We start from the raw sequence: 23,447 nt of genomic DNA, 5'->3' as shown, positions 1-23,447 counted from the left end.
ACTTTCGGCCGGGCGGCGGGGACGGCTCCGTTCAGCCTAAGCCGCGGGCCGCTGTGCGGCATCCTCGTGCGCCGCGCATGAAGAGGGCCCCGGTTCGGCGAACCGGGGCCCTCTTCGCGGTGCTGGAACGTCAGACGCCGAAGTACAGCTCGTACTCGAACGGGTGCGGACGCGCGTTGAGCGGCTGGATCTCGTTCTCGATCTTGTACTCGATCCACGTCTCGATGAGCTCGGGCGTGAACACGCCGCCCTTCAGCAGGAACTCGTGGTCGGCGCGGAGCGCGTCGAGGGAGTCGAGCAGCGAGTTCGGCACCTGCGGGATGTTCTTCGCCTCCTCGGGAGGAAGCTCGTACAGGTCCTTGTCGACGGGCTCGTGCGGCTCGATGCGGTTCTGGATGCCGTCGAGGCCGGCCATGAGCTGCGCCGCGAAGGCGAGGTACGGGTTGCCCGATGCGTCCGGCGCGCGGAACTCGATGCGCTTGGCCTTGGGGTTCGAACCCGTGATCGGGATGCGGATGGCCGCCGAGCGGTTGCCCGCCGAGTACACCAGGTTGACCGGCGCCTCGTAGCCCTTGACGAGGCGCTTGTACGAGTTGAGCGTCGGGTTGGTGAACGCGAGCAGCGCCGGAGCGTGGGCCAGGATGCCGCCGATGTACCAGCGGGCGACGTCCGAGAGCTGCGCGTAGCCCTTCTCGTCGTAGAACAGCGGCTTGCCCTCGAGCCACAGCGACTGGTGCGTGTGCATGCCGGAGCCGTTGTCGCCGAAGAGCGGCTTGGGCATGAAGGTCGCGACCTTGCCCCACTCGTTCGCCACGTTCTTGACGATGTACTTGAACTTCAGGATGTCATCGGCCGCGTGCACCATCGTGTCGAAGCGGTAGTTGATCTCCTGCTGACCGCCGGTGCCCACCTCGTGGTGCGCACGCTCGAGGTGCAGCCCCGACTCGATGAGTCGCAGGCTGATGTCGTCGCGCAGATCGGCCGTCTTGTCGACGGGCGAGACAGGGAAGTAGCCGCCCTTGAACGGGGTCTTGTTGGCGAGGTTGCCGCCCTCTTCGGCGCGGCCCGTGTTCCATGCGCCCTCTTCGGAGTCGACCGAGTAGAAGCTGGAGTTCTGCTTCACCTCGTACCGCACGTCATCGAAGATGTAGAACTCGGCTTCGGGGGCGAAGAACGCGGTGTCGGCGATGCCGGTCGACGCGAGGTACTTCTCGGCCTTCTTGGCGACCTGACGCGGGTCCTTCGAGTAGATCTCGCCGTTGCGCGGGTTATAGATGTCGAAGACCATGATGAGCGTCTTCGCCTCGCGGAACGGGTCCAGGTACGCCGTCGACACGTCCGGGATCAGCTGCATGTCCGATTCGTGGATGTTCGCGAATCCTCGGATCGAGGAGCCGTCGAACAGCTGGCCGACCGTGAAGAACTCTTCGTCGACGGTCGAGGCCGGGATGTTGAAGTGCTGCTGCACGCCAGGAAGGTCCGTGAAACGGATGTCGAGGAACTTGACGTCCTCGTCCTTGATGAACTTCAGCACCTCGGATGAATCTTTGAACATGAAGACTCCAGAGGTAGGGCATTCGGATCCGCCCGTGCGGGCCGGGCTCCTTGGCAAGCTACCGGCAGGGGATTGCCCGGCAGTATCACTTGTGTTTCCGGGATGTTACGACGGCCTGGGTACGCTTGAGAAGTGACGCAGAGCACTCAGGACTACCCCGGCGAACGACTCGGACTGCCCCGTGACGGCAGCGGATCGATCGGGCACCTGGGTCGCCGCGTCGGCGCGCTGTTCATCGACTACGGTGCCGCGTATCTCATCTCCGGATTCTTCGGGTGGGACCCGATGGCGATCCTCGCGCTGTTCGCCGCCATCCAGCTCGTCTTCCTGCCGACGCTGCAGGGGAGCCCCGGCCACCGGCTCTTCGGTCTGCGGCTGGTGCGCCTCGACGGAGCCTGGGTGGGACTGTGGCGACCGATCGTGCGGACGGCGCTGCTCGTCCTCGTGATCCCCGCCGTCATCTGGGACGCCGACCACCGCGGCCTGCACGACAAGGTCGCGGGCACCGTCCTGCTGCGGGCCTGAGACGACGGACAGCCGCGCCCGGCGTGGCCGAGCGCGGCTGTGAGGCTCGCAGATTGTCAGCGCGGACGCGGGGCGCGAGCCTTCGTCGGGTCGATGCCCTTCGGAATCGGCAGCGAGGTGAGCGACTGCGACACGGACTCGATGCGCTTGATGACCGCCGCCTGCGTCGTGCGGTCGATCTTCTTGGGGAGCGCCTTGATGGTCGAGGCGAGCTTCGCGATCGTCACGTCGCCTTCGCCGTGCCCGACATAGAGCACCGTGACCGGGACGCCTGCGGCGACGCGCTGCACTTTGGAGCGCTCGTCGTTGACGAGGCGCGTCAGTCGACCGCGGGCACCCTCGCCGACGATCACGACGCCGCCCCTGCCGACCGCGCGGTACACGGCCTCCTGCGTCTTGGGGTTGATGCCGACGGGCATCTCACTGGCCTGCCAGGAGCGTCCGAGCGACGTCGACAGCACGTGTCCCGTGGCTCCCGGCATCCCATCGATCTTCTTGTACATCGCTCTGGTCGACAGACGGGTCATCGTCATCATCGAGGCCAGCAGACCGAGCATGAGACCCGTGATGCCCCAGAGGATGATGCTCCAGATCGCCACGGGCGGCAGGAGGAACCCGATCGCCACGCCGATCCCGGCGCCGACGAGCAGGATGCCGGCCAGCAGGAACGGCAGCCAGGGGAACGCCTTCTGCGTGAAGGTGTAGAGGGTACGGATCTGAGAGAAGAAACCGGGGCTCTTCTCGGGTGCGGAACTGCGCGCGGCCATAACTTCCAGCCTACCTTTTCGGACGGTCCTCCTCGGCTCCTCCCCAGACCTGCTTCGTCGGTCACCGTCCACAGATCCTCGAATGCGGCCGCCGCTGCGACGTGGACGTACCCACACTGGGTTCGTGATCCCCGACGACGGCATGCTCGCCAGCCCCTACCGCGCGGTGCGCGCGGTGCGCGCGAGAGAGGACGCCCCGTGGCCGGGCGTGCTGGTGCGCGAAGCGGCGGGAACGATGCGGCTGCTCGTCGACGCCGCGGAGCTGGGTCCTGCGTGGACGGGGTGGGATGCCGCAACCGATGGCCACGTCCTGGCACCGGTCGACGTCGCCCGGCGCCGCGACGGGCACGATGTCGTGCTGCCGGTGTGCGTCGAGCGGCTGGATGACTTCCTGCGTCGTCGCGCCGCACGCCTGCCCTTGACGCCGGGTGAGACGGTGACGCTCGGCGTCAGCCTGCTGCGCGGATGCGCGCAGATCGCGCCCTCGCCGCAGACGACGGGGGAATGGTGGCTCGACGATGCCGGGCGCCCGGTCCTGGCGACCGAGACATCCGCCCGGCGGGCGATCGACGCCACGGTGGAGTCGATGACGAGCCTCGACGTGGCGGCATCATTGCAGCGGACGTGGGACACGGCGCTGCGCTCCCTGACCGCAGAGCGCATATCGGCGCACGATCTGGCCGCCGCCGAGGACGCCATGTTCGCGCTGGCAGCTCCGGAGCCGCTCAGCACGACGAGCCTCGCGCCGCGCCCCGCAGCCGATGCCGCTCCGCCGACGCCCTCCGCGCGCCCGGCGCTCGACTCCGACGGACGGCCGCGCTCCGTCTGGCAGAACCTCCTCGTGGGCGTCGACGACGATCTCGCCGACTCGGTGTCGCGCGCGACCACAGCGGTGTGGCGACGCCTGCGCGGCGGCGGATCCGGCCCAGAGGCGAGGCCGGCCCGCCGTCGCGCTCCGTGGATCGTCGGCGGTGCCGTCGCCGCAGCCGTCCTCGCCGTCGGCGCTCTCTGGCCGGGTGGCGGCCCTGCGACCGCGGGCGGTGCCGCGCCGGCCACCGCGGCGCCGACGGCCACGATCGGGGAGCCGACGCAGACCGCCGGTGATCCCGCCGAGACCGCGAGCGGCGCAGCGGCACCGACGACTTCGGCGGATGACTCCGATGCCGCGGGAGCCGCACCGCCCGCCGATCTGACAACCGTCGCCGCAGCGCTGCTCGATGCGCGAGCCGCATGCGCAGGCGACCTCGAATGCCTCGCGGGCATCGTGGTCGACCCGACGGCGTCGCCCGTCCACGGAGCGATCGACCTGGGCGCGGCGGAGCGGACGGTGACCCTGCTGGACGATTTCGGTGATCTCGCCGTGCTGCGGGTCGACGCGGTCGATGCACCCGAGCCCTCGCAGCTCGTCGTGATCCTGCGACAGGACGAGAAATGGCTGCTGCGCGACGTCCATGACGTCGCGCAGCAGCCTGAGGGTTGACCTGCTCCGGGTCAGATTCCGATCTGACCCTCGAATGCGGCGGCTTCGAGGCGGGTCTTCACCGCACCGAGGAACCGGGCCGCGTCAGCGCCGTCGACCACGCGGTGGTCGTACGACAGCGCCAGGTAGACATAGGAGCGGACCGAGATCGCGTCCTTGCCGTCGACGCTCACGACGCCCGGTCGCTTCACGACGACGCCGGTGCCGAGGATGGCCGACTGCGGCAGGAAGACGACCGGCGTGTCGAACAGCGCACCGCGCGAACCCGTGTTGGTGAGCGTGAAGGTGCCGCCCGCCAGCTCGTCCGGCTTCAGCTTGTTGTCGCGCGTGCGCGCAGCCAGGTCGGCGATCTCATGCGCGATCTGCGCGAGGTTCTTCGTGGCCGCGTCACGCAGCACCGGCGTCAGCAGGCCGCGCTCGGTGTCGACGGCGATCGACAGGTTCTCGGTCGCCGGGTAGACGATCTGGTCGCCGTCGACGGTCGAGTTGATCACGGGGTATGCCTGGAGCGCCTCGGCGGCCGCCAGAGCGAAGAAGGGCAGGAACGACAGCTTGTCGCCGGTCTTGGCGAGGAAGTCGTTCTTCACGCGGTCGCGGTAGTTCGCGAGCTTGGTGACGTCGACCTCGACCACGGTCGTGAGCTGCGCCGTCGACTGCATCGACTCGACAGCACGCTGTGCGAGGACCTTGCGCAGACGCGACATCGGCTGGGTCGTACCCCGCAGCGGAGAGACCTCCAAAGGAGCGGGAGCGGCTGCGGCAGCCGTCGCTGCCGCGGGCGCGGCGGCTGACTCGGCGGCCTTCAGCACATCCTCCTTGCGGATGCGTCCACCGACCCCGGTGCCCTTCACAGATGCCAGGTCGACGCCCTGCTGCTGAGCGAGCCGGCGCACCAGCGGCGTCACGTAGGTGACTCCGTCGTCCTCCGCCGCGGCGGGGCCTGCAGCGGGGGCGGGGGCTGCAGCCGGGGCAGGTGCGGGAGCCGGGGCGGGGGCTGCAGCCGGGGCAGGTGCGGGAGCCGGAGCTGCGGCCGGGGCCGGGGCAGCGGGGGCAGGAGCTGCAGCCGGAGCGGGAGCCGGGGCGGCCGGAGCCTCGGCGGGCGCGGGAGCCGGAGTCCCCGCAGCGCCTGCCTCGCCGATGCGGGCGAGGGCGGCGCCGACGGCGACGGTCTCGTCCTCGCTCACCAGGATCTCCTGCAGCACGCCGGCGAACGGCGACGGGATCTCGGTGTCGACCTTGTCGGTCGAGATCTCCAGCAGCGGCTCGTCGACGGCGACCTCTTCGCCGACCTGCTTGAGCCAGCGGGTGACGGTGCCCTCGGTCACGCTCTCGCCGAGTTCGGGAAGCACGACCTCCTTGCCGGCGCCGCCGGCAGCGGGGGCGGCGGGCTGGGCGGCCGAAGCCGCGGGGGCCTCAGCGGCGGGCGCAGGCGCCTCGGCAGGGGCGGCAGGCGCCTCGGCAGGAGCGGCGGGCGCCGGCTCCGCAGCAGCGGCCTCGGGAGCGGGCGCGGCGGCAGGAGCGCTCGAACCGTCACCGATCTTGGCGAGGACGGCGCCGACCTCGACGGTCTCGTCCTCCTGCACGAGGATCTCCTCGATCACGCCACTCACCGGCGACGGGATCTCGGTGTCCACCTTGTCCGTGGAGATCTCGAGCAGGCCCTCGTCCGCCTGAACCGTGTCGCCGACGTTCTTGAGCCAGCGGGTGACCGTACCCTCGGTGACGCTCTCGCCGAGAGCGGGGAGGACCACGGATGTGCTCATGAGGATGTCTCCTTCTGAATGAATATCGGATCTAGCTTAGTGATGGGGGGCGGTCTGGAGGGTCAGAGCGCGTGCAGGGGCTTGCCTGCCAGAGCGAGGAACGCCTCGCCCAGCGCTTCGGACTGCGTCGGGTGCGCGTGGATGAACGGCGCGATGTCTTCGGGGTGCGCCTCCCATCCCACTGCGAGCTGGCCTTCGGTGATGAGCTCTCCGACGCGGTCGCCGATCAGGTGCACACCGAGGACTGGACCTTCCTTGGCACGCACGACCTTGACGATCCCGCTGGTGCCGAGGATCTCGCTCTTTCCGTTGCCTGCCAGGTTGTACTCATAGGCGACGACGCCGTCCACCCCGAGCTGCTCTGCGGCCTGGGCCTCGGTCAGCCCCACCGACGCGACCTCGGGGTGGCTGTAGGTGACCTTGGGGATGTGCGCATCGGGGATCATGACGGGCGACAGCCCCGCGATCTCTTCGGCGACGAAGATGCCCTGCTGGAAGCCGCGGTGGGCGAGCTGCAGTCCCGGCACGATGTCGCCGACTGCCCACACATGGGCAGCCGCGGTACGCAGTCGCTCGTCGGTCAGGACGAAGCCGCGGTCCAGCCGGACGCCTGCCTCCTCGTATCCCAGGCCTGCGGTCGCCGGGCCGCGGCCCACGGCGACCAGAAGATAGTCGGCGGTGAAGGTCTTGGCGTCCTCGAGTGTCACGGTGACGGCATCCGCGGTCTGCGTCGCAGACTGGAACCGCACCCCGAGGGAGTACTGGATGCCTCGACGCCGGTACGCGCGCTCGAGCGCCTTGCTGAGCGCGAGGTCCTCGTTGGGGACGAGGTGGTCCAGCGCCTCGACGATCGTCACCTCGGCGCCGAACGAACGCCAGACGCTCGCGAACTCGACACCGATCACGCCGCCGCCGAGGATCACCACGCTCTTCGGAGTCTCTTCGAGCTCGAGCGCCTGCTCGCTCGTGAGGATGCGCCCGCCGATCTCCAATCCGGGCAGCGTGCGGCTGTGCGAGCCTGTCGCGAGGATCACGTCGGTGCCGCGGTACACATCGTCCCCGACCCGGACGGCGGGACCGGACTCGAGCCGGCCTTCGCCCGCGACGACCGTGATCCCGCGCGCCTTGACCAAGCCCTCCAGGCCCTTGTACTTCTTGGCGACGATGCCCTCTCGGTACGCGCGCACACCCGCCGCGTCGACGCCGTCGAACGTCGTACGGATCCCGTACGCCGCCGCCTCGCGGGCGGTGTCGGCGACCTCGGCCGCGTGCAGCAGCGCCTTGGTGGGGATGCAGCCGCGGTGAAGGCAGGTGCCGCCCACCTTGTCCTTCTCCACCAGGGCGACGGTCTTGCCGAGCTCGGCCGCGCGCAGCGCCGCGGCGTAACCGCCGCTGCCGCCACCGAGCACGACGAGGTCGAAGGTGTGGTCGGTCATCATTCCTCCGCGTCGAGGTCTGCCAGGACGAAGCGGATCAGACTGCGGACGCTCGCCGCGGTCGGACCCTTGTCGGTGAAGCCATACGGCGCACCCTTGTGAGTGCCCGAGCCGGCGATGTCGAGATGCACCCACGGAATGCGGGGAGCGTCAGCCTCGTCACCGGTACGGCCGACGAAGTGACGCAGGAACAGTCCCGCGAACAGCGAGCCGCCCGCCGGGTCGCCGATCTTCGCGTTCTGCAGGTCGGCGATGGGGGAGTCGAGTTCGTCCACCATGTGACCGGGCAGGGGCAGCTGCCAGGCGAGCTCGCCTGCCTGGCCGGCCGCGGCGAGGTAGGCGGCGACCGCGTCGTCGTCGCCCATCACCCCGGTGTGCCGCGTGCCGAGGGCGACGAGGATCGCGCCCGTCAGCGTGGCGACGTCCACGATCACGTCGGGATGCTCGCGGCTGGCGGCGACGAGGCCGTCTGCGAGCACGAGACGACCCTCGGCGTCCGTGTTGAGCACCTCCACCGTCGTCCCGTCGAGCATGCGCAGCACATCGCCGGGACGCGTGGCTCTGCCGGACGGCATGTTGTCGGCGACGCACAGCCACGCGGTGACTCGGACGGGAGCCTCGACGGCCGCGGCCGCCCGCAGCACGGCGAGCACCGTCGCCGCACCGGCCATGTCGTACTTCATGCCGACCATCGACGCCGCAGGTTTCAGCGACAGACCGCCGGTGTCGAACGTGATGCCCTTGCCCACCAGCGCGACGTGGCGCGTGGCGCCCGCGGGCGCATAGTCCAGGCGCACCAGGCGCGGCGGGCGCTCGGATCCCTGCCCGACGCCGAGGATGCCCCCGAACCCCTGATCGCGCAGCGCGGCCTCATCGAGGATCTCGACGTCCACGGGCAGGTCCGCGACGGCCGCCGCGGCACGCTCGGCCATGTCCGCCGGGCCGAGCCACTCGGCCGGAATGTTGACGAGGTCCTTCACGAGCGCGACCGATGCCGCGGTCTCCGCGACCAGGCGAAGTGCGGCGTCATCCGCGGGGGCGGTGCCGTGCACGACGACGCGCGCGGCGCGCGCCTTGGGGGCCTCGCTCTTGTAGCCGTCGAAGCGGTACCCGCCGAGCGCGGCGCCTTCGGCCGCGGCTGTCCACAGATCCTCATCCGCGAACGGAGCGGCGACGGCGACGGTCGCGTACCCGGTGAGCGAGCGGATGCCGGTGCCCACGGCGTCTCGCAGGGCCGCGGCATCCACGTCCGAACCGGTGCCCACGACGGCCAGCGGCAGGGTCGTCACCTCGGGCGCGAACACCCGCAGGAAGGAGCCCGGCGCACCGCTGAAGCCGACGCCCGACAGGGCGTCGCGCAGCCCGGGCCAATCGGACAGGTCGGGGGCGCTGTCGCCTTCGACCGGCGGCAGCGCCAGCAGCAGTGCGTCGGCTTCGGACTCTCGGACGGGTGTGGTGCGGTACTCGAGGTCGGGGAACGCCATGGTGTCCATCCTAGGGAGCCGCGTGTTCGCTCTGAGCGCGACCGCCCCACCCTCGCCCCCTCTCTCGGCTCGTAGCATGGATGCATGCCTCTTTCCGGCCCGCTGTTCGAGCGCGCGGCATCCGCGCCCCCGGTACCGCGCGGTCTGCCGCTCGTGATCGCCCTGACCGGCTTCACGGATGCGGGCAGCGCCGTGAGCCGTGTCATCGACTACGTGCGCGACGATCTGTCGCCCGCGCCGCTCGTGGTGTTCTCCAACGACACGCTCCTCGACTACCGTGCCCGTCGGCCCATCGTGTCGTTCGAGAAGGACCACCTGACCGACTACCGTCCGCCTCGTCTGGAGCTGTCGTTCGCGCACGACTCGCTCGGGCAGCCGTTCCTGGTGCTGGCCGGGTACGAGCCGGATTTCGCGTGGGATGCCTTCGCCTCCGCCGTGGTGGACCTCACAGAGCTGTACGGCGTCTCCACCGTCACGTGGGTCCACGCGATCCCGATGCCGGTGCCGCACACCCGGCCCATCGGCACCACCGTCAGCGGAACGCGCACCGAGCTCACCGAGGCGCACTCGGTCTGGCAGCCGCACACGCAGGTGCCGGCGACCGCCGGGCATCTGCTCGAGTACCGACTGACCGAGGCCGGAGTCCGCGTCGCGGGCTTCGTGCTGCTGGTCCCGCACTACCTCGGAGACTCCGAGTATCCGGCGGCGGCGCTCGCGGCGCTCGACAGCCTCACCGTGGCCACCGGTCTCGTGTTCGCCGGCGACGAGCTGCGCGATGAGAACCGCGAGTACCTCGAGAAGGTCACCGAGCAGATCGACGGCAGCGACGAGCTCGCCCGCATGGTGCAGGGCCTGGAAGAGCGCTACGACGCCTACATGGCCGGATCCACGCTCGCGACGCCGATGATCCACACCGGCGATCTGCCGAGCGCCGAAGAGCTCGCGGCCGAACTGGAGCGATTCCTGGCGACCAGGCCGGGCGACGACGACAAGCGCTCCTGAGCGTTCGCGCGCCGCGCGCCCGGAATTCTCACTCCGGCCTGCGCGTTGTCACCTGTGTCGAGGTGCACAGGCCTCGCCGACACGACGGGGCAACGCGATCGTGCGGTGCTGGCGGTGCACGGCAAGTATGAGATACTAGACGCTCTGACCCGTTGTCAACCGTCATCGCACGAGCAATCTGCGAAGACCGGGACTTGACAAGGGTCTTACTAGTGTCCGAAACCGACCGGGGACGCGCAGAGCGCGTCGACCGGTGAAAGGCGAAACGTGACTCCAGGCACGAACACCAAGGCTCGCTCGGCCGCGAAGGACACCGAGTCGGACGAGACGAAGACCACCGCCGCCAAGAAGGCTCCGGCCGCCAAGAGCGGCGCCAAGGCCAAGGCTGCGCCGAAGACCGCGTCCAAGCGCGCCAAGAAGTCGGACGACGAGTTCGAGGACGACGTCGAGGAGCTCGACGACGACGTCGAGCTCGAGGGCGGCGACGAGACCGCCGACGACGAGTCGGGCGACGCGACCGACGCGAAGGGCGCCGCGAAGTCGGCGAGCGGCGACGACAGCGCCTCAGAGGATGAGGACGAGGACGAGGAGAGCACCAAGCCGGCCTTCACCGAGCCGCTCCCGACCGGTGCGATCGTCATCTCGTCCAGCGATGAGGACGACGTCCCCGTCTACTCGACCCAGATCACGGGCGCGACCGCAGACCCGGTCAAGGACTACCTCAAGCAGATCGGCAAGGTGCCGCTCCTGAACGCGGCCGAAGAGGTCGAGCTCGCGATGCGCATCGAGGCGGGCCTGTTCGCCGAAGAGAAGCTGTCGCACATGTCCGCGGCCGAGAAGACCTCACAGCTCGGGCTCGACCTGCAGTGGGTCGCCCGTGACGGCCAGCGCGCGAAGAGCCACCTCCTGGGCGCGAACCTGCGTCTCGTGGTGTCGCTCGCGAAGCGCTACACCGGGCGCGGCATGCAGTTCCTGGACCTGATCCAGGAGGGCAATCTCGGCCTCATCCGCGCGGTGGAGAAGTTCGACTACACCAAGGGCTTCAAGTTCTCGACGTACGCGACCTGGTGGATCCGTCAGGCGATCACGCGCGCGATGGCCGACCAGGCCCGCACGATCCGCATCCCGGTGCACATGGTCGAGGTCATCAACAAGCTGGCCCGCGTCCAGCGTCAGATGCTGCAGGACCTCGGTCGTGAGCCCACGCCCGAGGAGCTCAGCCGCGAGCTCGACATGACCCCCGAGAAGGTCATCGAGGTGCAGAAGTACGGCCGCGAGCCGATCTCGCTTCACACGCCGCTCGGTGAGGATGGCGACAGCGAGTTCGGTGACCTCATCGAGGACACCGAAGCCGTCGTCCCCGCCGACGCCGTGGGGTTCACGATGCTGCAGCGTCAGCTCGAGTCGCTGCTGGACTCGCTCTCCGAGCGCGAGGCCGGCGTGATCCGCATGCGCTTCGGCCTCGGCGACGGGCAGCCCAAGACGCTCGACCAGATCGGCGACACGTTCGGGGTCACCCGTGAGCGCATCCGTCAGATCGAGTCCAAGACGATGGCGAAGCTGCGTCACCCGTCGCGTTCGCAGTCGCTGCGGGACTACCTCGAGTGAGTGAGGCGAACGCCGGCAAGGCGCTCACCGTCCAGGTCGAAGGTTCGTCGTTCGCGCGCATCCCGATCCGCACGCGGGTCGTGATGCCCGGCGACGACCTCGACGATTTCGTCCGCGAGTACGCGTCCGACGTGGTGCGCGAAGGCGACCTGCTGTTCGTGACGGAGAAGATCGTCGCGATCACGCAGGGCCGCTCATACCTCGTCGAGGACATCAAGCCGCGCAAGCTCGCGTTCTTCCTCTCGAAGTACGTGACGCGCACGCCGCACGGCATCGGCCTCGGCATGCCCGAGACGATGGAGATGGCTCTGCGCGAGTGCGGCACGATCCGGATCCTCTTCGCCGCGGCGGTCTCGGCGGTCACGAAGCTGTTCGGGCGCAAGGGCGACTTCTACCGCATCGCCGGCGACAAGGCGCGGGCGATCGACGGTCCGACGTCAGGCACCATCCCGCCGTACAACAAGGCGGTCGTGCTGGGTCCCGAGCGCCCGCGCGAGGTCGCCGTGCATCTGAAGTCGCTGCTCGGCGGCGTGCCCGAGGTGGCGGTGGTCGACATCAACGACCTCGGCGGCAACATCCTCGGCTCCACGCTCGACAAGGCCGGCGAGAAGCAGCTCGTCTCGATCCTCAAAGACAACCCGCTCGGTCAGGGCCACCAGTCGACGCCGCTCGGCGTCGTCCGATCGGTCTGACCGGCGATACGCGAAAGGCGCGGCCCCTCAGGGGCCGCGCCTTTCGCGTATCAGCGGTGCCGCTCGCCGGTCAGAAGCCGATGGCGGCGCGGTAGCGCGGCTTGTGACCGGTGCGGATGCCGGTGACGCTCGGCTTGTTCTCGTACACGCCGGCGCCCCAGTTGCCCTCGACCAGCACGGGCCCGTCGGGGCTGACCACGATGTCCCACCCCACGTACTGGACCTGCGGGACGACGCGCGCCACCCGGTCGACGAACGCCTTGACCTCGTCGACCATCGGCAGTTGGAAGTCGGCGATCACGAACCCGCTGTCGGGGTGCGTGACGTGCACGTGGGAGTGCGAGTCGTAGCCGGGGCCGACCGCGTGGCCGTTCTCGTCGAGCATCGTGTAGAAGCCGCCGAACGTCATCTGGTCGCTGACCGCGCCGCGCCCGAACTTCTGCGCCATCGCGAGGATGTGCGTCCGTTCGCCGTCGAAGAACGCGGTGACGCGGGTCGTGTTGACCGTGCCCGGGCACACGGCGGCGAGGTCGGCGTGCTGGCGGATGACCTCTTCGATGAGCAGCTCGCCGCGCTCCAGCAGACCGCGGTGGAATGCATCCCAGTCGGAGATCTCCGCAGCGTGGTACCTGTGCACGCCCGTGCCCGCCTGACCGACAGGCTCCTTGGTGACGATCGTGCCGTGCTTCTCGGCGAACGCGCGCACCGCGTCGGCGTTCCCGTCCTCCACCACCATCCAGTCACGGCGGAGGAACTCGCTGAACGCGCGGTCGAACTCGACCTTGTCCTGGAACAGGCCGCGGTAGTCGGGGTGGTCGTACTTCTGCGACAGCTCGTTCGACACCGGGTGCGTCATGTAGGTGGCCCGCTCGGCACGGTTCAGGATGGCGAAGTCGTAGTCGACGTAGTCCTGGAAGCCGACCTGCTTGAATCCGGCCGACCAGAGCATGTCGACCACCACCGCCGGCGTCCACTTGCCGTGCTCGTGAGCGGTCTCTTTCGCGCGTTCCAGCACGGATCCGACGTCGATTCGGCGGATCCGCCAGGCGAGGTAGCGAAGGCGGTTCGAGAGGGCGAGGCCCTGAGAAGACATGCGTGCTCCGGGTTCGGTTCGGGGACCCCGATAGTCTAGAGGCGTGAGTTCGTCGATCCCTGGGCACGACATGTCGACGCCAGGATCCCGGCCTCGCAGCGCTCCTGTCGCACGCATCTCGCGGTCTGCGCTGGCCGCGAACGCACGAGCGGCTCAGGCGCGCGGCATCCATTCGTTCTCTCCGTCGGTCCTCGAGGCGGATGCCTGGGGCCACGGTGCGCAGCTCGTCCAGAGCGTGCTCGCCGGCGAGGGGCTCGCCCCGGGCGCAGCCGACAGCGGCTCGCTGGCGCCGTCGGAGCTCTTCGGCCTCGTGCACCCCGGCACCACTCCGGCGCTCCGCCTCACCGGCACCGTGCTGTCGGTCAAGGACCTGCGCGTGGGCGAGGGCGTCTCGTACGGCTATGCCTTCCGGGCGTCGGCCGACACGCGCGTCGCGCTCGTCACGGGCGGCTACGCGCAGGGCATCGTGCGAGGGCTCGGCGGTGTCGTCGAGGTCGCGACAGCGGGGGAGCGCCACCCCATCGTCGGCCGCGTCGCCATGGATGTGTGCGTCGTGGAGATCGCGGATGCCGCCGTCCGGCGCGGCGACGAGGTGCTGTTCCTGGGCGATCCCGCAGCCGGGGAGCCGTCGCTGGCGGACTGGGTCGCCGCGACCGGGCTGCGGGCGTCCGAACTCGTGGCGACGATCGGCCTGAGAGCGATCAGGGAGGAGGCTCCGTGACCGCGCTGCACGTGGATCTGGCGGCCCTCACGGCGAACCTCGACCGGGTGCGGTCGACCGTCGCGCCGGCGGAGCTGATGCTCGTCGTGAAGGACGACGCGTACGGGCACGGCCTCGAGCCGGTGGTCCGCACCGCCGCCGCTGCCGGGGTGCGATGGTTCGGCGCGTTCGACGTCCGCACGGGCGCCGCCGTGCGCGCCGTCCTCGGCGACGGCCCCCGCATCTTCGCGTGGATCGCCGCGTCGCGCGACGACCTCGACGCCGCGATCGCCGCGGATCTCGACCTGGGCATCGGCGATGCCGGGCTTCTGGAAGAGCTGGTGGATGCCGCACGCGCGGCACACGCGACCGTCCGCGTCCACCTCAAGATCGATACGGGACTGCACCGCAACGGCGTGCGGCCCGAGGCCTGGCCCGCGTTCGTGCGGCGCGCCGCGCAGCTGCAGACGGACGGGATCATCGACGTCGTGGGCGTTTGGAGCCACATCGCCGAGGCCTCGAACGCCGAGGACGACGACGCCCGTGCCGTGTTCGAGCGGGCGCTCGGCGAGGCCGGGGCCGCCGGCATCCATCCGTCTGTCCGCCATCTGGCGGCCAGCGCAGCCTCATTCGTGCGGCCCGAGTTCCGCTACGACATGGTGCGCGTGGGGGCCTTCTGCTACGGCATCCGCTCCGCAGGGGGCCCGTCTGCCGAGGCGTCGGGGCTGCGCCCCATCGCCCGGTGGGACGCAGCGGTGACCGGTGTCGCGGAGGACGGGGTGCAGGTCGCGGTCGGCGCGCTCCATGGGCTGCCGTCCGCACTCGAGGGCGCGCGGGTCGGCTCGCCCGCCGGCGCTCGGCGGCTCACAGCCATCGGCGACACGCATTCGGTCGTCGAGACGTGGCCAGGTGCCGCAGCCTGCGACACGGTGACGATCTTCGGCGCGGGTGCACGCGGAGAGGGGTCCAGCACCGACCTCGCCGAGCTCATCGGCACGATCGGCGAGGAGATCGCGGTGCGCGTGTCCCCGCAGGTGCCGCGCATCTACGAAGGGTGACGCGCAGCGCGCGGATCACTCCGAGAGGCGTGCCGTCTCGTCGTGCCACGACGTGGCGATGGCGCGGAGCTTCTCTTCGTACTTGCGGCCGTGGTGGGCGCAGAAGAGCATCTCGGTGCCGTTGACCTCGGCCGCGATGTAGGCCTGGGCGCCGCAGGAGTCGCAGCGGTCCATGGCCGTGAGGCGGTACTCGAGGACGGCGGCGGTCTCAGTGGGTGTCGTGGTCATCTCGGTGCCTCCTCGTATACGTAGAACGTCGTTGCCGGTCATGAAATACAACCACGCCGAGCATCCGAGAATGCCGCATACCGCCGACATTTCGCTCAGCGCGTACGTGCCCGCCCGGGCGACGCGTGTCTGCGCGAGGGTGTCGGGCACCCCGATTACGATGGAACATTGTGACCGCCGAGTACTCCGCCCATCATCTCCAGGTGCTCGAAGGGCTCGAGGCGGTCCGTAAGCGCCCGGGCATGTACATCGGCTCGACGGACTCTCGCGGCCTCATGCACTGCCTGTGGGAGATCATCGACAACGCGGTGGACGAGGCGCTCGGCGGCTTCGGCACGCGCATCGACGTCATCCTCCACAAGGACGGCAGCGTCGAGGTGCAGGACCGCGCGCGCGGCATCCCCGTCGACATCGAGCCACGCACCGGCCTCTCGGGCGTCGAGGTGGTCTTCACCAAGCTGCACGCCGGCGGCAAGTTCGGCGGCGGCTCGTATGCGGCCTCGGGCGGTCTGCACGGTGTCGGAGCCTCTGTCGTGAACGCGCTGTCCGAGCGCCTCGACGTAGAGGTCGACCGCGGTGGCAAGACGTGGGCGATGTCGTTCCACCGGGGCGAGCCCGGGGTCTTCTCCAACGGCAGCCCCGCGTCCGCGTTCACGCCGTTCCAGGAGCGCAGCGAGCTTCGCGTCGCCGGTCGCGCGCCCAAGGGCGCTACCGGAACCCGCATCCGCTACTGGGCCGATCCGCAGATCTTCACGAAGGACGCCGCGTTCAACCTGCAGGAGCTCGAGCAGCGCGCGCGCCAGACCGCGTTCCTCGTGCCGGGCCTGGAGATCGTCATCCGCGACGAGCGTCCCGGCCGCGAGACCGAGGAGCCGGTCGAGACGAGCTACCGCTTCGACGGCGGCATCTCGGAGTTCGCGGACTTCCTCGCGCCCGATTCCGGTGTGACCGACACGTGGCGCCTCACGGGCGCGGGCACGTTCACCGAGACCGTCCCGGTGCTGCAGCCCTCCGGCGCCATGGTGCCGACCGAGGTGGAGCGCGAGTGTCACGTCGACATCGCGGTGCGCTGGGGCACCGGCTACGAGACGGTGTCGCGGTCGTTCGTCAACATCATCGCCACCCCCAAGGGCGGTACGCACCAGCAGGGCTTCGAGCAGGGGCTCATGAAGGTGCTGCGCGACCAGGTGACGCAGAACGCCCGCCGCCTCAAGGTCGGCAACGACAAGCTCGAGAAGGACGACATCCTCGCCGGCCTCACCGCCGTACTGACGGTGCGGCTGCCTGAGCCGCAGTTCGAGGGGCAGACGAAAGAGGTCCTCGGCACGCCGGCGGTCCGCCAGATCGTGTCGAACGTCGTCACGCGCGAGCTGACGGCGCGCTTCACCTCGACCAAGCGCGACGACAAGGCGCAGACCTCGCTGCTGCTCGACAAGGTCGTCTCCGAGATGAAGGCCCGCATCTCTGCGCGCACGCACAAAGAGACCCAGCGCCGCAAGAACGCGCTCGAGTCCTCGTCGCTGCCCGCGAAGCTCGCTGACTGCCGATCGAACGACGTCGCCGAGTCCGAGCTGTTCATCGTCGAGGGCGACTCCGCTCTCGGCACCGCCAAACTCGCCCGCAACAGCGAGTTCCAGGCGCTGCTGCCGATCCGCGGCAAGATCCTCAACGTCCAGAAGGCGTCGATCAGCGACATGCTGTCCAACGCCGAGTGCGCGGCGATCATCCAGGTGATCGGCGCCGGCTCGGGACGCTCGTTCGATCTCGACGCGGCCCGCTACGGCAAGATCATCCTGATGAGCGACGCCGATGTCGACGGCGCCCACATCCGCACGCTGCTGCTGACGCTGTTCTTCCGCTACATGCGGCCGCTCATCGACGAGGGCCGCGTGTATGCCGCCGTCCCGCCGCTGCACCGCGTGGTGGTCATGAACCCGGGCTCCAAGCCCAATGACACGATCTACACGTACTCCGAGCAGGAGCTGCACACGCTGCTCACGAAGCTGACGAAGGCCGGCAAGCGCTGGCAGGAGCCGGTGCAGCGGTACAAGGGTCTCGGCGAGATGGACGCCGACCAGCTCGCGACGACCACGATGGACCGCGCCGGCCGCACGCTGCGCCGAGTGCGCATGCAGGACGCCGAGGCCGCAGCCACGGTCTTCGAACTGCTCATGGGCAATGACGTCGCGCCGCGCAAGGAGTTCATCATCGATTCGAGCGACCGACTGGTGCGCGAACGCATCGATGCTTGAGTCGGGTCGGGTCAATGCGACGAAGGAGCGTTGACGCGACCCGACTCAAGGTTGAGCGAGCGAAGCGAGTCGAAACCCCGTAAGGCCCGCGGCCCGCTTCGCCTGAACCTCAGTGGATGCCGGTGCCCACGGCGCCGATGACGCCGTCGAGGGGCGTGCCCGAGGCGTCGCGCTTGGCGCCAGGCTCGGGAAGCGCGCGCGTCGCGCCGTCGGTGCCCACCGCACGGGGGTCGGAGCCGACCCACGCGAGGGTCAGTGCATCCTCGCCCTTGAGCAGGCGCTGGGCGCGAACACCGCCGGTGGCACGCCCCTTCGCGGGGAACTCGCTGAACAGCGACACCTTCGCGCTGCCGGCGTCGGTCCCGGCGATGGCGCTGTTCGAACCCGCGATCGTCACCACGACGGCGTCGAAGGCAGTGGCGCCGACGACGTCGAAGGCGATCACCTCGGCGCCGGGCGCGAGCCGGATGCCCGCCATGCCACCGGCCGAGCGCCCCTGCGGGCGCACCGACGACGCGTCGAAGCGCAGCAGCTGTGCGTCGTTCGCGACGAACACGAGCTCCGCGCCGTCCGAGGCGGGTGCGGCTCCGACCACGCGGTCGCCGTCCTTCAGCGAGATGATCTCGATGTCGTGCTTGCTGCCGAGCTCGGTGGCGGCGACGCGCTTGACGACGCCCTGCGCGGTTCCGACGGCGATCGGCGGTGCGTCGACGAGCGGGACGAGCGCGACCACGTGCTCGCCGGATGCGAGCCCCAGGTACTGGTCGACACGCGTTCCTGCGGCGAGCTGCACGGAGTTGCCCGGCACCGACGGCAGGTCGACGGGAGTGAACCGCACGAGGCGGCCGAGACTCGTGACAGCGCCGACGTCGCCGCGCGTCGTGGTGTCGACCGACGAGCGGACCGCGTCGTGCTTGGAACGGCGGGTCGGGGCGACGATGCCGCCTCCGGGTGCGGTCGCGTCCAGCTCGGCCCGCACCATCCGGCCCGTCGCCGACAGGTACACGCGGCACGGCGAATCCGCGATCTGCAGATCGGCGACCGCGGCGGCTGCGCGCGACCGCGGCTGCACCGGTCCGCCGTTGAGCAGCAGCGTGCGCCGGGGCGTCCCGAATGCTTCGGCGGCGGCATCCAGTTCCTTGGCGACCTGCGCACGCAGCAGCAGGTCGCTGCCGAGCAGCTCTTCGAGCTGGGCGATCTCGGCCTTGAGGTTGTCGCGCTCGGTCTCGAGCTCGATGCGCGAGAACTTCGTGAGCCGACGCAGCCGCAGTTCGAGGATGTACTCGGCCTGGGGCTGCGACAGGTCGAACACGTCCATGAGGCGTGTGCGCGCCTGCTCACCGTCGTCTGATGCGCGGATGACCTGGATGACCTCGTCGATGTCGAGGATCGCGATGAGGAGACCCTCGACAAGGTGCAGACGCTCTTTGCGGCGGTCGAGCCGATAGCGGCTGCGCCGCGTGACGACGCTGATGCGGTGGTCGAGGTACACGCGCAGCAGCTCGCGGAGTCCGAGGGTCTGCGGCTGACCCTCGACGAGGGCCACGTTGTTGATGCTGAACGAGTCCTCGAGCGGCGTGAGCCGGTACAGGTGGTCGAGCACCGCCTGCGGGTCGAAGCCTGTCTTGATGCCGATGACCAGGCGCAGGCCCTTGTGGCGGTCGGTGAGGTCGGTGACGTCCGAGATGCCTTGCAGCTTCTTCGCGTTGACGGCGTCCTTGATCTTCTCGATCACACGCTCGGGGCCGACGAGGTAGGGGAGCTCGGTGACCACGAGGCCGGTCCGGCGCGGGCCGAGCGACTCGATCGACACCTTGGCGCGCGTGCGGAAGCTGCCGCGGCCGTTCGTGTAGGCGTCCTTGATGCCGTCGAGGCCGACGATGATGCCGCCGCCGGGAAGGTCGGGTCCGGGGACGAACTCCATCAGCTCTTCGACCGTCGCCTCGGGATTGTCGAGCAGATGCGTCGCGGCGCCGACGACCTCGATGAGGTTGTGCGGAGCCATGTTCGTGGCCATGCCGACCGCGATGCCGGTGGTGCCGTTGACGAGCAGGTTGGGGAACGCCGCGGGCAGCACCTCCGGCTGCTGGAACTGGCCGTCGTAGTTGGGGATGAAGTCGACGACGTCCTCGTCGAGGTTCTCGGTGAGCGCGAGCGCCGGCGCGGCCAGACGCGCCTCGGTGTAACGGGGCGCGGCGGGGCCGTCGTCGAGCGAGCCGAAGTTGCCGTGGCCGTCGACGAGCGGCACCCGCAGCGAGAACGGCTGCGCGAGCCGCACGAGCGCGTCGTAGATGGGGGCGTCGCCGTGCGGGTGCAGCTTTCCCATCACCTCGCCCACGACGCGCGCGCTCTTGACGTGGCCTCGGTCGGGCCGCAGGCCCATGTCGGCCATCTGGAACAGGATGCGGCGCTGGACCGGCTTGAGTCCGTCACGCGCGTCGGGGAGGGCGCGCGAGTAGATGACCGAGTACGCGTACTCGAGGAACGACGTCTGCATCTCGGAAGAGACGTCGACGTCCTCGATGCGTCCGTGGTCGGCGGGGGAGGAGTCGGTGCGGGATGCGGGCATGTGACCTGGAAGCCTCGGGTGACGGCGGGAGAGAAGGGGCGCGACCGCGGTGTGCGAGACTGACCCCGATGTCACTCAGCCTACCCGCGGACCCGCCCCGAGCCCGGACCCTCATCCGTGTCGTCCCCGAGATGTCGGCCGCGCTGGACGGCGCCTCGGAGTGGTTCGCGCCGGCGCGCAGCGCGATCGTCTGGGTGCTCGACGGACTGGGGGTGCACAACCTCTCGCAGCGCGCGGGGCACGCACGGTTCCTGTCGGAGGCTCGGGCCAAGAGGGATGCCGCGCGCACCGTCTTCCCGTCCACGACGGCGGCTGCGCTCACCAGTCTGCTGACCGGCACCCCGCCGGGTGAGCACGGCATCGTGGGCTACCGCGCCCGCGTACCCGGCACCGACGACGTCGTCAACCAGCTGCGCGGGTGGGACACCGACGGTCTCCCGCTGTCGTTCCAGCGCGCGGCGCCGCTCTCGGCCCGCCTCGGGCGCCCGTTCTTCGCCGTCTCGCGTCGCGAGTACGCCGGCACCGGCTTCACCGCGGCCACGCTCGGCGCCGCTGAGTTCCATGCCGCAGACGATCTCGACGAACGCGTCCGCATCGCCGCCGACCTCGCCGCGCGCCACCCCGGTTCGCTGACCTACCTTTACGCGCCCGATCTCGACGCCGTCGGCCACAAGCGCGGCTGGGAGTCCGACGAGTGGGTCGCGACCCTGGAGCGGGTGGATGCCGCCGCCCGCACGCTCTCGGACGCCCTGGATCGCGGCACGGGCGTCGTCGTCACGTCCGATCACGGCATGATCGACGTGCCACGCCACCGGCACATCCTCCTGCATGAGGGCGACCGCCTCGTGGAGGGGGTGCGCCTGATCGGAGGCGAGCCCCGCATGCTGCACCTCTATGCCGAGGCCGGTGCGGCCGACGGGGTGCTGGCACGATGGCGCGAGGCCGAGGCATCCCGATCCTGGATCGCCTCGCGCGACGAGCTCATCGCCTCGGGGCTGCTCGGAGAGGTCGCCCCCGAAGTGCGCGAGCGGATCGGGGACGTGATCGTCGCGCCCCGGTCGGGCATCGCGTACTACGACGATCGCGTCGCCGACAAGGCTCCGCAGAAGATGATCGGGCAGCACGGATCGCTGACCGACGAGGAGCGGATGGTGCCGCTCATCCGGCTCGGCGCGTTCGCCTGAGCACGTGTCCGGGAATCAGTCCTCGGTGCGGGCGCCGAAGACGATCTCGTCCCACGACGGCATCGAGGTGCGTCCCTTGCGCCGACCTGCCTCGGCGACCGCGGGGGACGGAGCCTGATAGTCCGACGCCGTGGGCTCGTCGTCGCCCGATGACTCGTCGTAACCGGGCTCGAGGGCGTCGAACAGCGCCACCGGCGCCGAGCCGCGCGGAGCGGCTGCCTCTTCGGCGCCGGGGAGCGGTTCGCGCTGGCCGCGGCGGCGGCGGAGAGCTTCGAGCAGGTCCGCGGTCTCTGCCGACGTCACCACGGTGGGCTCGCTCGCACGCTTGATCGCCGCCTGCTGCACCGCCGGCGCCGCGGGCGCGGGCAGATCGGGCGACTCGAGGTCGGCATCCGGAAGACGCCGCGGACCGAAGGCGCCGCTGTCGAATCTCGAGTCGTCCTTCGGGTGGACGACCTCGAGGGCGCGCAGACGGGGGATGAGCCCGTCGGGAAGCGAGCCCTGACGCGACAGCTGCACGGCGTCCGCATTGAGCGGCGTCAGCGTGCTGCGCCGCGGATCGAATCCCCACCGGGCGTCGTGGTCGACCTCACCGGCGGTGAACTCGAGCTTCACGATCCAGCCGCTCGGCTCTTTCCAGCTCGTCCAGCGTTCGCCGGAAGCGCCGGCCTCGGCGAGCTTGACGCGCAGTGCAGACCCGAACGTCGCCTGGCCGTCGCCGTCGAAGTCCCCGCCGCCGAGCAGCACGGGTACGGCCAGCGCCTGGCCGACGATGTGCTCGCGTTCGGCCAGTACGGGGCCTTCGAATCGCTCGATGTCTTCGACGCGGGCGCCGAGCAGCTCGGCGACCTCACGCGCCGACAGACCGGCGCGGATGTGCGACTGGATCTCGCGCGGACTCGGCCGCGGTGCCTGCGACTCGGGGTCTCGATCGCGACGAGCCTTGCGAAGTTCCACCCGCAGCACGTCGTCGACGTCGAGCGAGAACCTGTCGCCCGACTCGGTCGCCAGGATGAGCTTGTCGTCCTCGGTTCCGATGACCTTGAGCTGTTCCATGCGAACGCCCCTTCCAGCTGTCCCGCCCATGCTGTCACAGCGCATCGCAGGGGCCGGGAATATCCCACGCGTGGCGCGAGTTTCACGCGAACGCACGGTCGGATGCGGGCAGAGCGCATTTGCGAAAACCGTAGCCGTCGTGCAAACTATCGCCGCCCGTAAGGGCGAGCGCAACCCGCGATACCCCGGAAGTTGAGATCTTCACGCATGGCAACCGATTACGACGCCCCCCGCAAGACCGAGGACGACAGCGAGTCGATCGAGGCCCTCAAGGAGCGGGTTCCCGACAAGCTTTCGGGCTCGGTGGACGTGGAGGACGCCGACAACCCGTCGGGCTTCGAGCTGCCCGGCGCCGACCTGTCGGACCTCGAGCTCGACGTCGTCGTGCTTCCCGCGCAGGAGGACGAGTTCACCTGTGCGAACTGCTTCCTCGTGAAGCACCGCTCGCAGCTGGACCACGAGAGCGCAGACGGGCCTATCTGCTCGGAGTGCGCCGCTTGACCTGAGCCCGCCGCACAGCGGCGGCAAGACGATCCGGCGTCCGCGAGGAGATCACCCACGCGGTCGTCGGATCGTCTTCGTCTGTCACCGGGATCACGACGACTCCGTCGATCCCGCCGCGCAGCAGGTGCCACGCGCGCGGATCGAGTCCCGCACCGCGCGCGTGGCGGGCGTCGTCCGCGGTGTAGGCGCGCGGCTCGCCGAGGAACTCGGCGCCGATGTGCGCGCGACCGGCGCGCAGTTCGCCGTCCTGGACGGACACGGTCGGCGCCCCGAGGATCAGCAGACAGATCACCAGGACGCTCACCGCCGCCCCGATGACCAGCGCCACCGTCGTGTCGATCGGCGTGAAGACCAGCGCGGCCATCGGACCGGCCAGTGCGGCCGCCACGAGGATCCACAGCGAGGGCCCGAGGCGCTCCCGATATCGGTCCGCCGGGGTCGCCCCGGCGGCGGCCGCTGCGGGCCCGGCATTGCGCGGTGTGTTCTGCATT

Annotated in this window: 20 protein-coding genes; 10 read left to right on the top strand and 10 right to left on the bottom strand. The window is 69.9% G+C overall.

The window, feature by feature from the left end:
• Window positions 1-130 precede the first annotated feature (130 nt).
• Window positions 131-1,555 carry a type I glutamate--ammonia ligase gene (gene glnA, locus IF188_RS04935; RefSeq protein ID WP_191170663.1) on the bottom strand — a complete coding sequence of 475 codons (1,425 nt, stop codon included), beginning with the start codon at window positions 1,553-1,555 and terminating at the stop codon, window positions 131-133.
• A 132-nt stretch (window positions 1,556-1,687) separates the two neighbouring features.
• Between glnA and IF188_RS04930 the strand changes: the two genes are divergently transcribed.
• Window positions 1,688-2,080 carry an RDD family protein gene (locus IF188_RS04930; protein ID WP_191170662.1) on the top strand — a complete coding sequence of 131 codons (393 nt, stop codon included), beginning with the start codon at window positions 1,688-1,690 and terminating at the stop codon, window positions 2,078-2,080.
• Window positions 2,081-2,136: 56 nt separating this feature from the next.
• Here IF188_RS04930 and IF188_RS04925 read toward each other — a convergent pair whose 3' ends face one another.
• Window positions 2,137-2,847 (bottom strand): DUF4191 family protein, encoded by a 711-nt coding sequence (locus IF188_RS04925; RefSeq protein WP_191170661.1) that lies wholly within the window; start codon window positions 2,845-2,847, stop codon window positions 2,137-2,139.
• Between the two features lie 124 nt (window positions 2,848-2,971).
• Between IF188_RS04925 and IF188_RS04920 the strand changes: the two genes are divergently transcribed.
• Window positions 2,972-4,327, top strand: a complete 1,356-nt coding sequence (locus IF188_RS04920; RefSeq protein WP_191170660.1) for a hypothetical protein — start codon at window positions 2,972-2,974, stop codon at window positions 4,325-4,327.
• An 11-nt stretch (window positions 4,328-4,338) separates the two neighbouring features.
• Here the strand turns inward: IF188_RS04920 and sucB are convergent, their stop codons facing one another.
• The 3 genes from sucB to IF188_RS04905 form a co-directional block, all read right to left on the bottom strand.
• On the bottom strand, window positions 4,339-6,090 hold the full coding sequence (sucB, locus tag IF188_RS04915; RefSeq protein WP_191170659.1) for a 2-oxoglutarate dehydrogenase, E2 component, dihydrolipoamide succinyltransferase: 1,752 nt from the start codon (window positions 6,088-6,090) through the stop codon (window positions 4,339-4,341).
• A gap of 62 nt (window positions 6,091-6,152) precedes the next feature.
• Entirely contained in the window at window positions 6,153-7,526 is a 1,374-nt protein-coding gene (lpdA, locus tag IF188_RS04910) for a dihydrolipoyl dehydrogenase (RefSeq protein WP_191170658.1), read from the bottom strand.
• Window positions 7,526-9,010 (bottom strand): leucyl aminopeptidase, encoded by a 1,485-nt coding sequence (locus IF188_RS04905; protein WP_191170657.1) that lies wholly within the window; start codon window positions 9,008-9,010, stop codon window positions 7,526-7,528. Before IF188_RS04905 ends, lpdA begins: the two co-directional genes overlap by 1 nt.
• Before the next feature lie 84 nt (window positions 9,011-9,094).
• Between IF188_RS04905 and IF188_RS04900 the strand changes: the two genes are divergently transcribed.
• The 3 genes from IF188_RS04900 to IF188_RS04890 all read left to right on the top strand — a co-directional run bounded on the left by IF188_RS04900 (window position 9,095) and on the right by IF188_RS04890 (window position 12,312).
• Window positions 9,095-10,012, top strand: a complete 918-nt coding sequence (locus IF188_RS04900) for a proteasome assembly chaperone family protein (RefSeq protein ID WP_191170656.1) — start codon at window positions 9,095-9,097, stop codon at window positions 10,010-10,012.
• Window positions 10,013-10,279: 267 nt separating this feature from the next.
• Window positions 10,280-11,620 carry an RNA polymerase sigma factor gene (locus IF188_RS04895; RefSeq protein WP_191170655.1) on the top strand — a complete coding sequence of 447 codons (1,341 nt, stop codon included), beginning with the start codon at window positions 10,280-10,282 and terminating at the stop codon, window positions 11,618-11,620.
• Window positions 11,617-12,312: a coenzyme F420-0:L-glutamate ligase gene (locus tag IF188_RS04890; RefSeq protein ID WP_191170654.1), complete on the top strand. Its 696-nt coding sequence runs from the start codon at window positions 11,617-11,619 to the stop codon at window positions 12,310-12,312. The genes IF188_RS04895 and IF188_RS04890 overlap by 4 nt, the downstream gene beginning before the upstream one ends.
• A gap of 70 nt (window positions 12,313-12,382) precedes the next feature.
• Here IF188_RS04890 and IF188_RS04885 read toward each other — a convergent pair whose 3' ends face one another.
• Window positions 12,383-13,405: a sugar-transfer associated ATP-grasp domain-containing protein gene (locus tag IF188_RS04885; protein WP_191170653.1), complete on the bottom strand. Its 1,023-nt coding sequence runs from the start codon at window positions 13,403-13,405 to the stop codon at window positions 12,383-12,385.
• 43 nt (window positions 13,406-13,448) lie between these two features.
• Between IF188_RS04885 and IF188_RS04880 the strand changes: the two genes are divergently transcribed.
• Window positions 13,449-14,126, top strand: coding sequence for an alanine racemase C-terminal domain-containing protein (locus IF188_RS04880; RefSeq protein WP_318152784.1), 678 nt, complete (start codon window positions 13,449-13,451; stop codon window positions 14,124-14,126).
• Complete coding sequence (locus IF188_RS04875; protein WP_191170652.1) at window positions 14,123-15,163, top strand: alanine racemase; 1,041 nt, start codon at window positions 14,123-14,125, stop codon at window positions 15,161-15,163. The genes IF188_RS04880 and IF188_RS04875 overlap by 4 nt, the downstream gene beginning before the upstream one ends.
• A gap of 15 nt (window positions 15,164-15,178) precedes the next feature.
• Here IF188_RS04875 and IF188_RS04870 read toward each other — a convergent pair whose 3' ends face one another.
• Window positions 15,179-15,391 (bottom strand): DUF7455 domain-containing protein, encoded by a 213-nt coding sequence (locus IF188_RS04870; RefSeq protein WP_191170651.1) that lies wholly within the window; start codon window positions 15,389-15,391, stop codon window positions 15,179-15,181.
• Between the two features lie 170 nt (window positions 15,392-15,561).
• Between IF188_RS04870 and IF188_RS04865 the strand changes: the two genes are divergently transcribed.
• On the top strand, window positions 15,562-17,643 hold the full coding sequence (locus IF188_RS04865) for a type IIA DNA topoisomerase subunit B (RefSeq protein WP_396652739.1): 2,082 nt from the start codon (window positions 15,562-15,564) through the stop codon (window positions 17,641-17,643).
• Between the two features lie 109 nt (window positions 17,644-17,752).
• On the opposite strand, the gene IF188_RS04860 is transcribed toward IF188_RS04865, so the two are convergent.
• Window positions 17,753-20,212 (bottom strand): DNA gyrase/topoisomerase IV subunit A, encoded by a 2,460-nt coding sequence (locus IF188_RS04860; RefSeq protein WP_191170650.1) that lies wholly within the window; start codon window positions 20,210-20,212, stop codon window positions 17,753-17,755.
• Window positions 20,213-20,280: 68 nt separating this feature from the next.
• On the opposite strand from IF188_RS04860, the gene IF188_RS04855 reads away from it, so the two are divergent.
• On the top strand, window positions 20,281-21,396 hold the full coding sequence (locus tag IF188_RS04855) for an alkaline phosphatase family protein (protein WP_191170649.1): 1,116 nt from the start codon (window positions 20,281-20,283) through the stop codon (window positions 21,394-21,396).
• Between the two features lie 15 nt (window positions 21,397-21,411).
• Here IF188_RS04855 and sepH read toward each other — a convergent pair whose 3' ends face one another.
• Window positions 21,412-22,452, bottom strand: coding sequence for a septation protein SepH (sepH, locus tag IF188_RS04850; RefSeq protein ID WP_191170648.1), 1,041 nt, complete (start codon window positions 22,450-22,452; stop codon window positions 21,412-21,414).
• A gap of 207 nt (window positions 22,453-22,659) precedes the next feature.
• Between sepH and IF188_RS04845 the strand changes: the two genes are divergently transcribed.
• On the top strand, window positions 22,660-22,953 hold the full coding sequence (locus IF188_RS04845) for a DUF4193 domain-containing protein (protein WP_191170647.1): 294 nt from the start codon (window positions 22,660-22,662) through the stop codon (window positions 22,951-22,953).
• Here the strand turns inward: IF188_RS04845 and IF188_RS04840 are convergent.
• Window positions 22,928-23,446 (bottom strand): DUF3093 domain-containing protein, encoded by a 519-nt coding sequence (locus tag IF188_RS04840; RefSeq protein ID WP_191170646.1) that lies wholly within the window; start codon window positions 23,444-23,446, stop codon window positions 22,928-22,930. The genes IF188_RS04845 and IF188_RS04840 overlap by 26 nt on opposite strands.
• Between the last annotated feature and the right edge of the window lies 1 nt (window position 23,447).

Origin of the sequence: Microbacterium helvum (assembly GCF_014779795.1) — a bacterium.
GTDB classification, from domain to species: domain Bacteria; phylum Actinomycetota; class Actinomycetes; order Actinomycetales; family Microbacteriaceae; genus Microbacterium; species Microbacterium helvum.
This window is presented reverse-complemented; position numbering and strand designations above follow the sequence as displayed.

Coding starts and splice junctions, on each gene's coding strand:
- glnA (WP_191170663.1), bottom strand. CDS start 1,555: ATGTTCAAAGATTCATCCGAGGTGCTGAAGTTCATCAAGGACGAGGAC.
- IF188_RS04925 (WP_191170661.1), bottom strand. CDS start 2,847: ATGGCCGCGCGCAGTTCCGCACCCGAGAAGAGCCCCGGTTTCTTCTCT.
- sucB (WP_191170659.1), bottom strand. CDS start 6,090: ATGAGCACATCCGTGGTCCTCCCCGCTCTCGGCGAGAGCGTCACCGAG.
- lpdA (WP_191170658.1), bottom strand. CDS start 7,526: ATGACCGACCACACCTTCGACCTCGTCGTGCTCGGTGGCGGCAGCGGC.
- IF188_RS04905 (WP_191170657.1), bottom strand. CDS start 9,010: ATGGCGTTCCCCGACCTCGAGTACCGCACCACACCCGTCCGAGAGTCC.
- IF188_RS04900 (WP_191170656.1), top strand. CDS start 9,095: ATGCCTCTTTCCGGCCCGCTGTTCGAGCGCGCGGCATCCGCGCCCCCG.
- IF188_RS04885 (WP_191170653.1), bottom strand. CDS start 13,405: ATGTCTTCTCAGGGCCTCGCCCTCTCGAACCGCCTTCGCTACCTCGCC.
- IF188_RS04870 (WP_191170651.1), bottom strand. CDS start 15,391: ATGACCACGACACCCACTGAGACCGCCGCCGTCCTCGAGTACCGCCTC.
- IF188_RS04860 (WP_191170650.1), bottom strand. CDS start 20,212: ATGCCCGCATCCCGCACCGACTCCTCCCCCGCCGACCACGGACGCATC.
- IF188_RS04855 (WP_191170649.1), top strand. CDS start 20,281: ATGTCACTCAGCCTACCCGCGGACCCGCCCCGAGCCCGGACCCTCATC.
- sepH (WP_191170648.1), bottom strand. CDS start 22,452: ATGGAACAGCTCAAGGTCATCGGAACCGAGGACGACAAGCTCATCCTG.
- IF188_RS04845 (WP_191170647.1), top strand. CDS start 22,660: ATGGCAACCGATTACGACGCCCCCCGCAAGACCGAGGACGACAGCGAG.
- IF188_RS04840 (WP_191170646.1), bottom strand. CDS start 23,446: ATGCAGAACACACCGCGCAATGCCGGGCCCGCAGCGGCCGCCGCCGGG.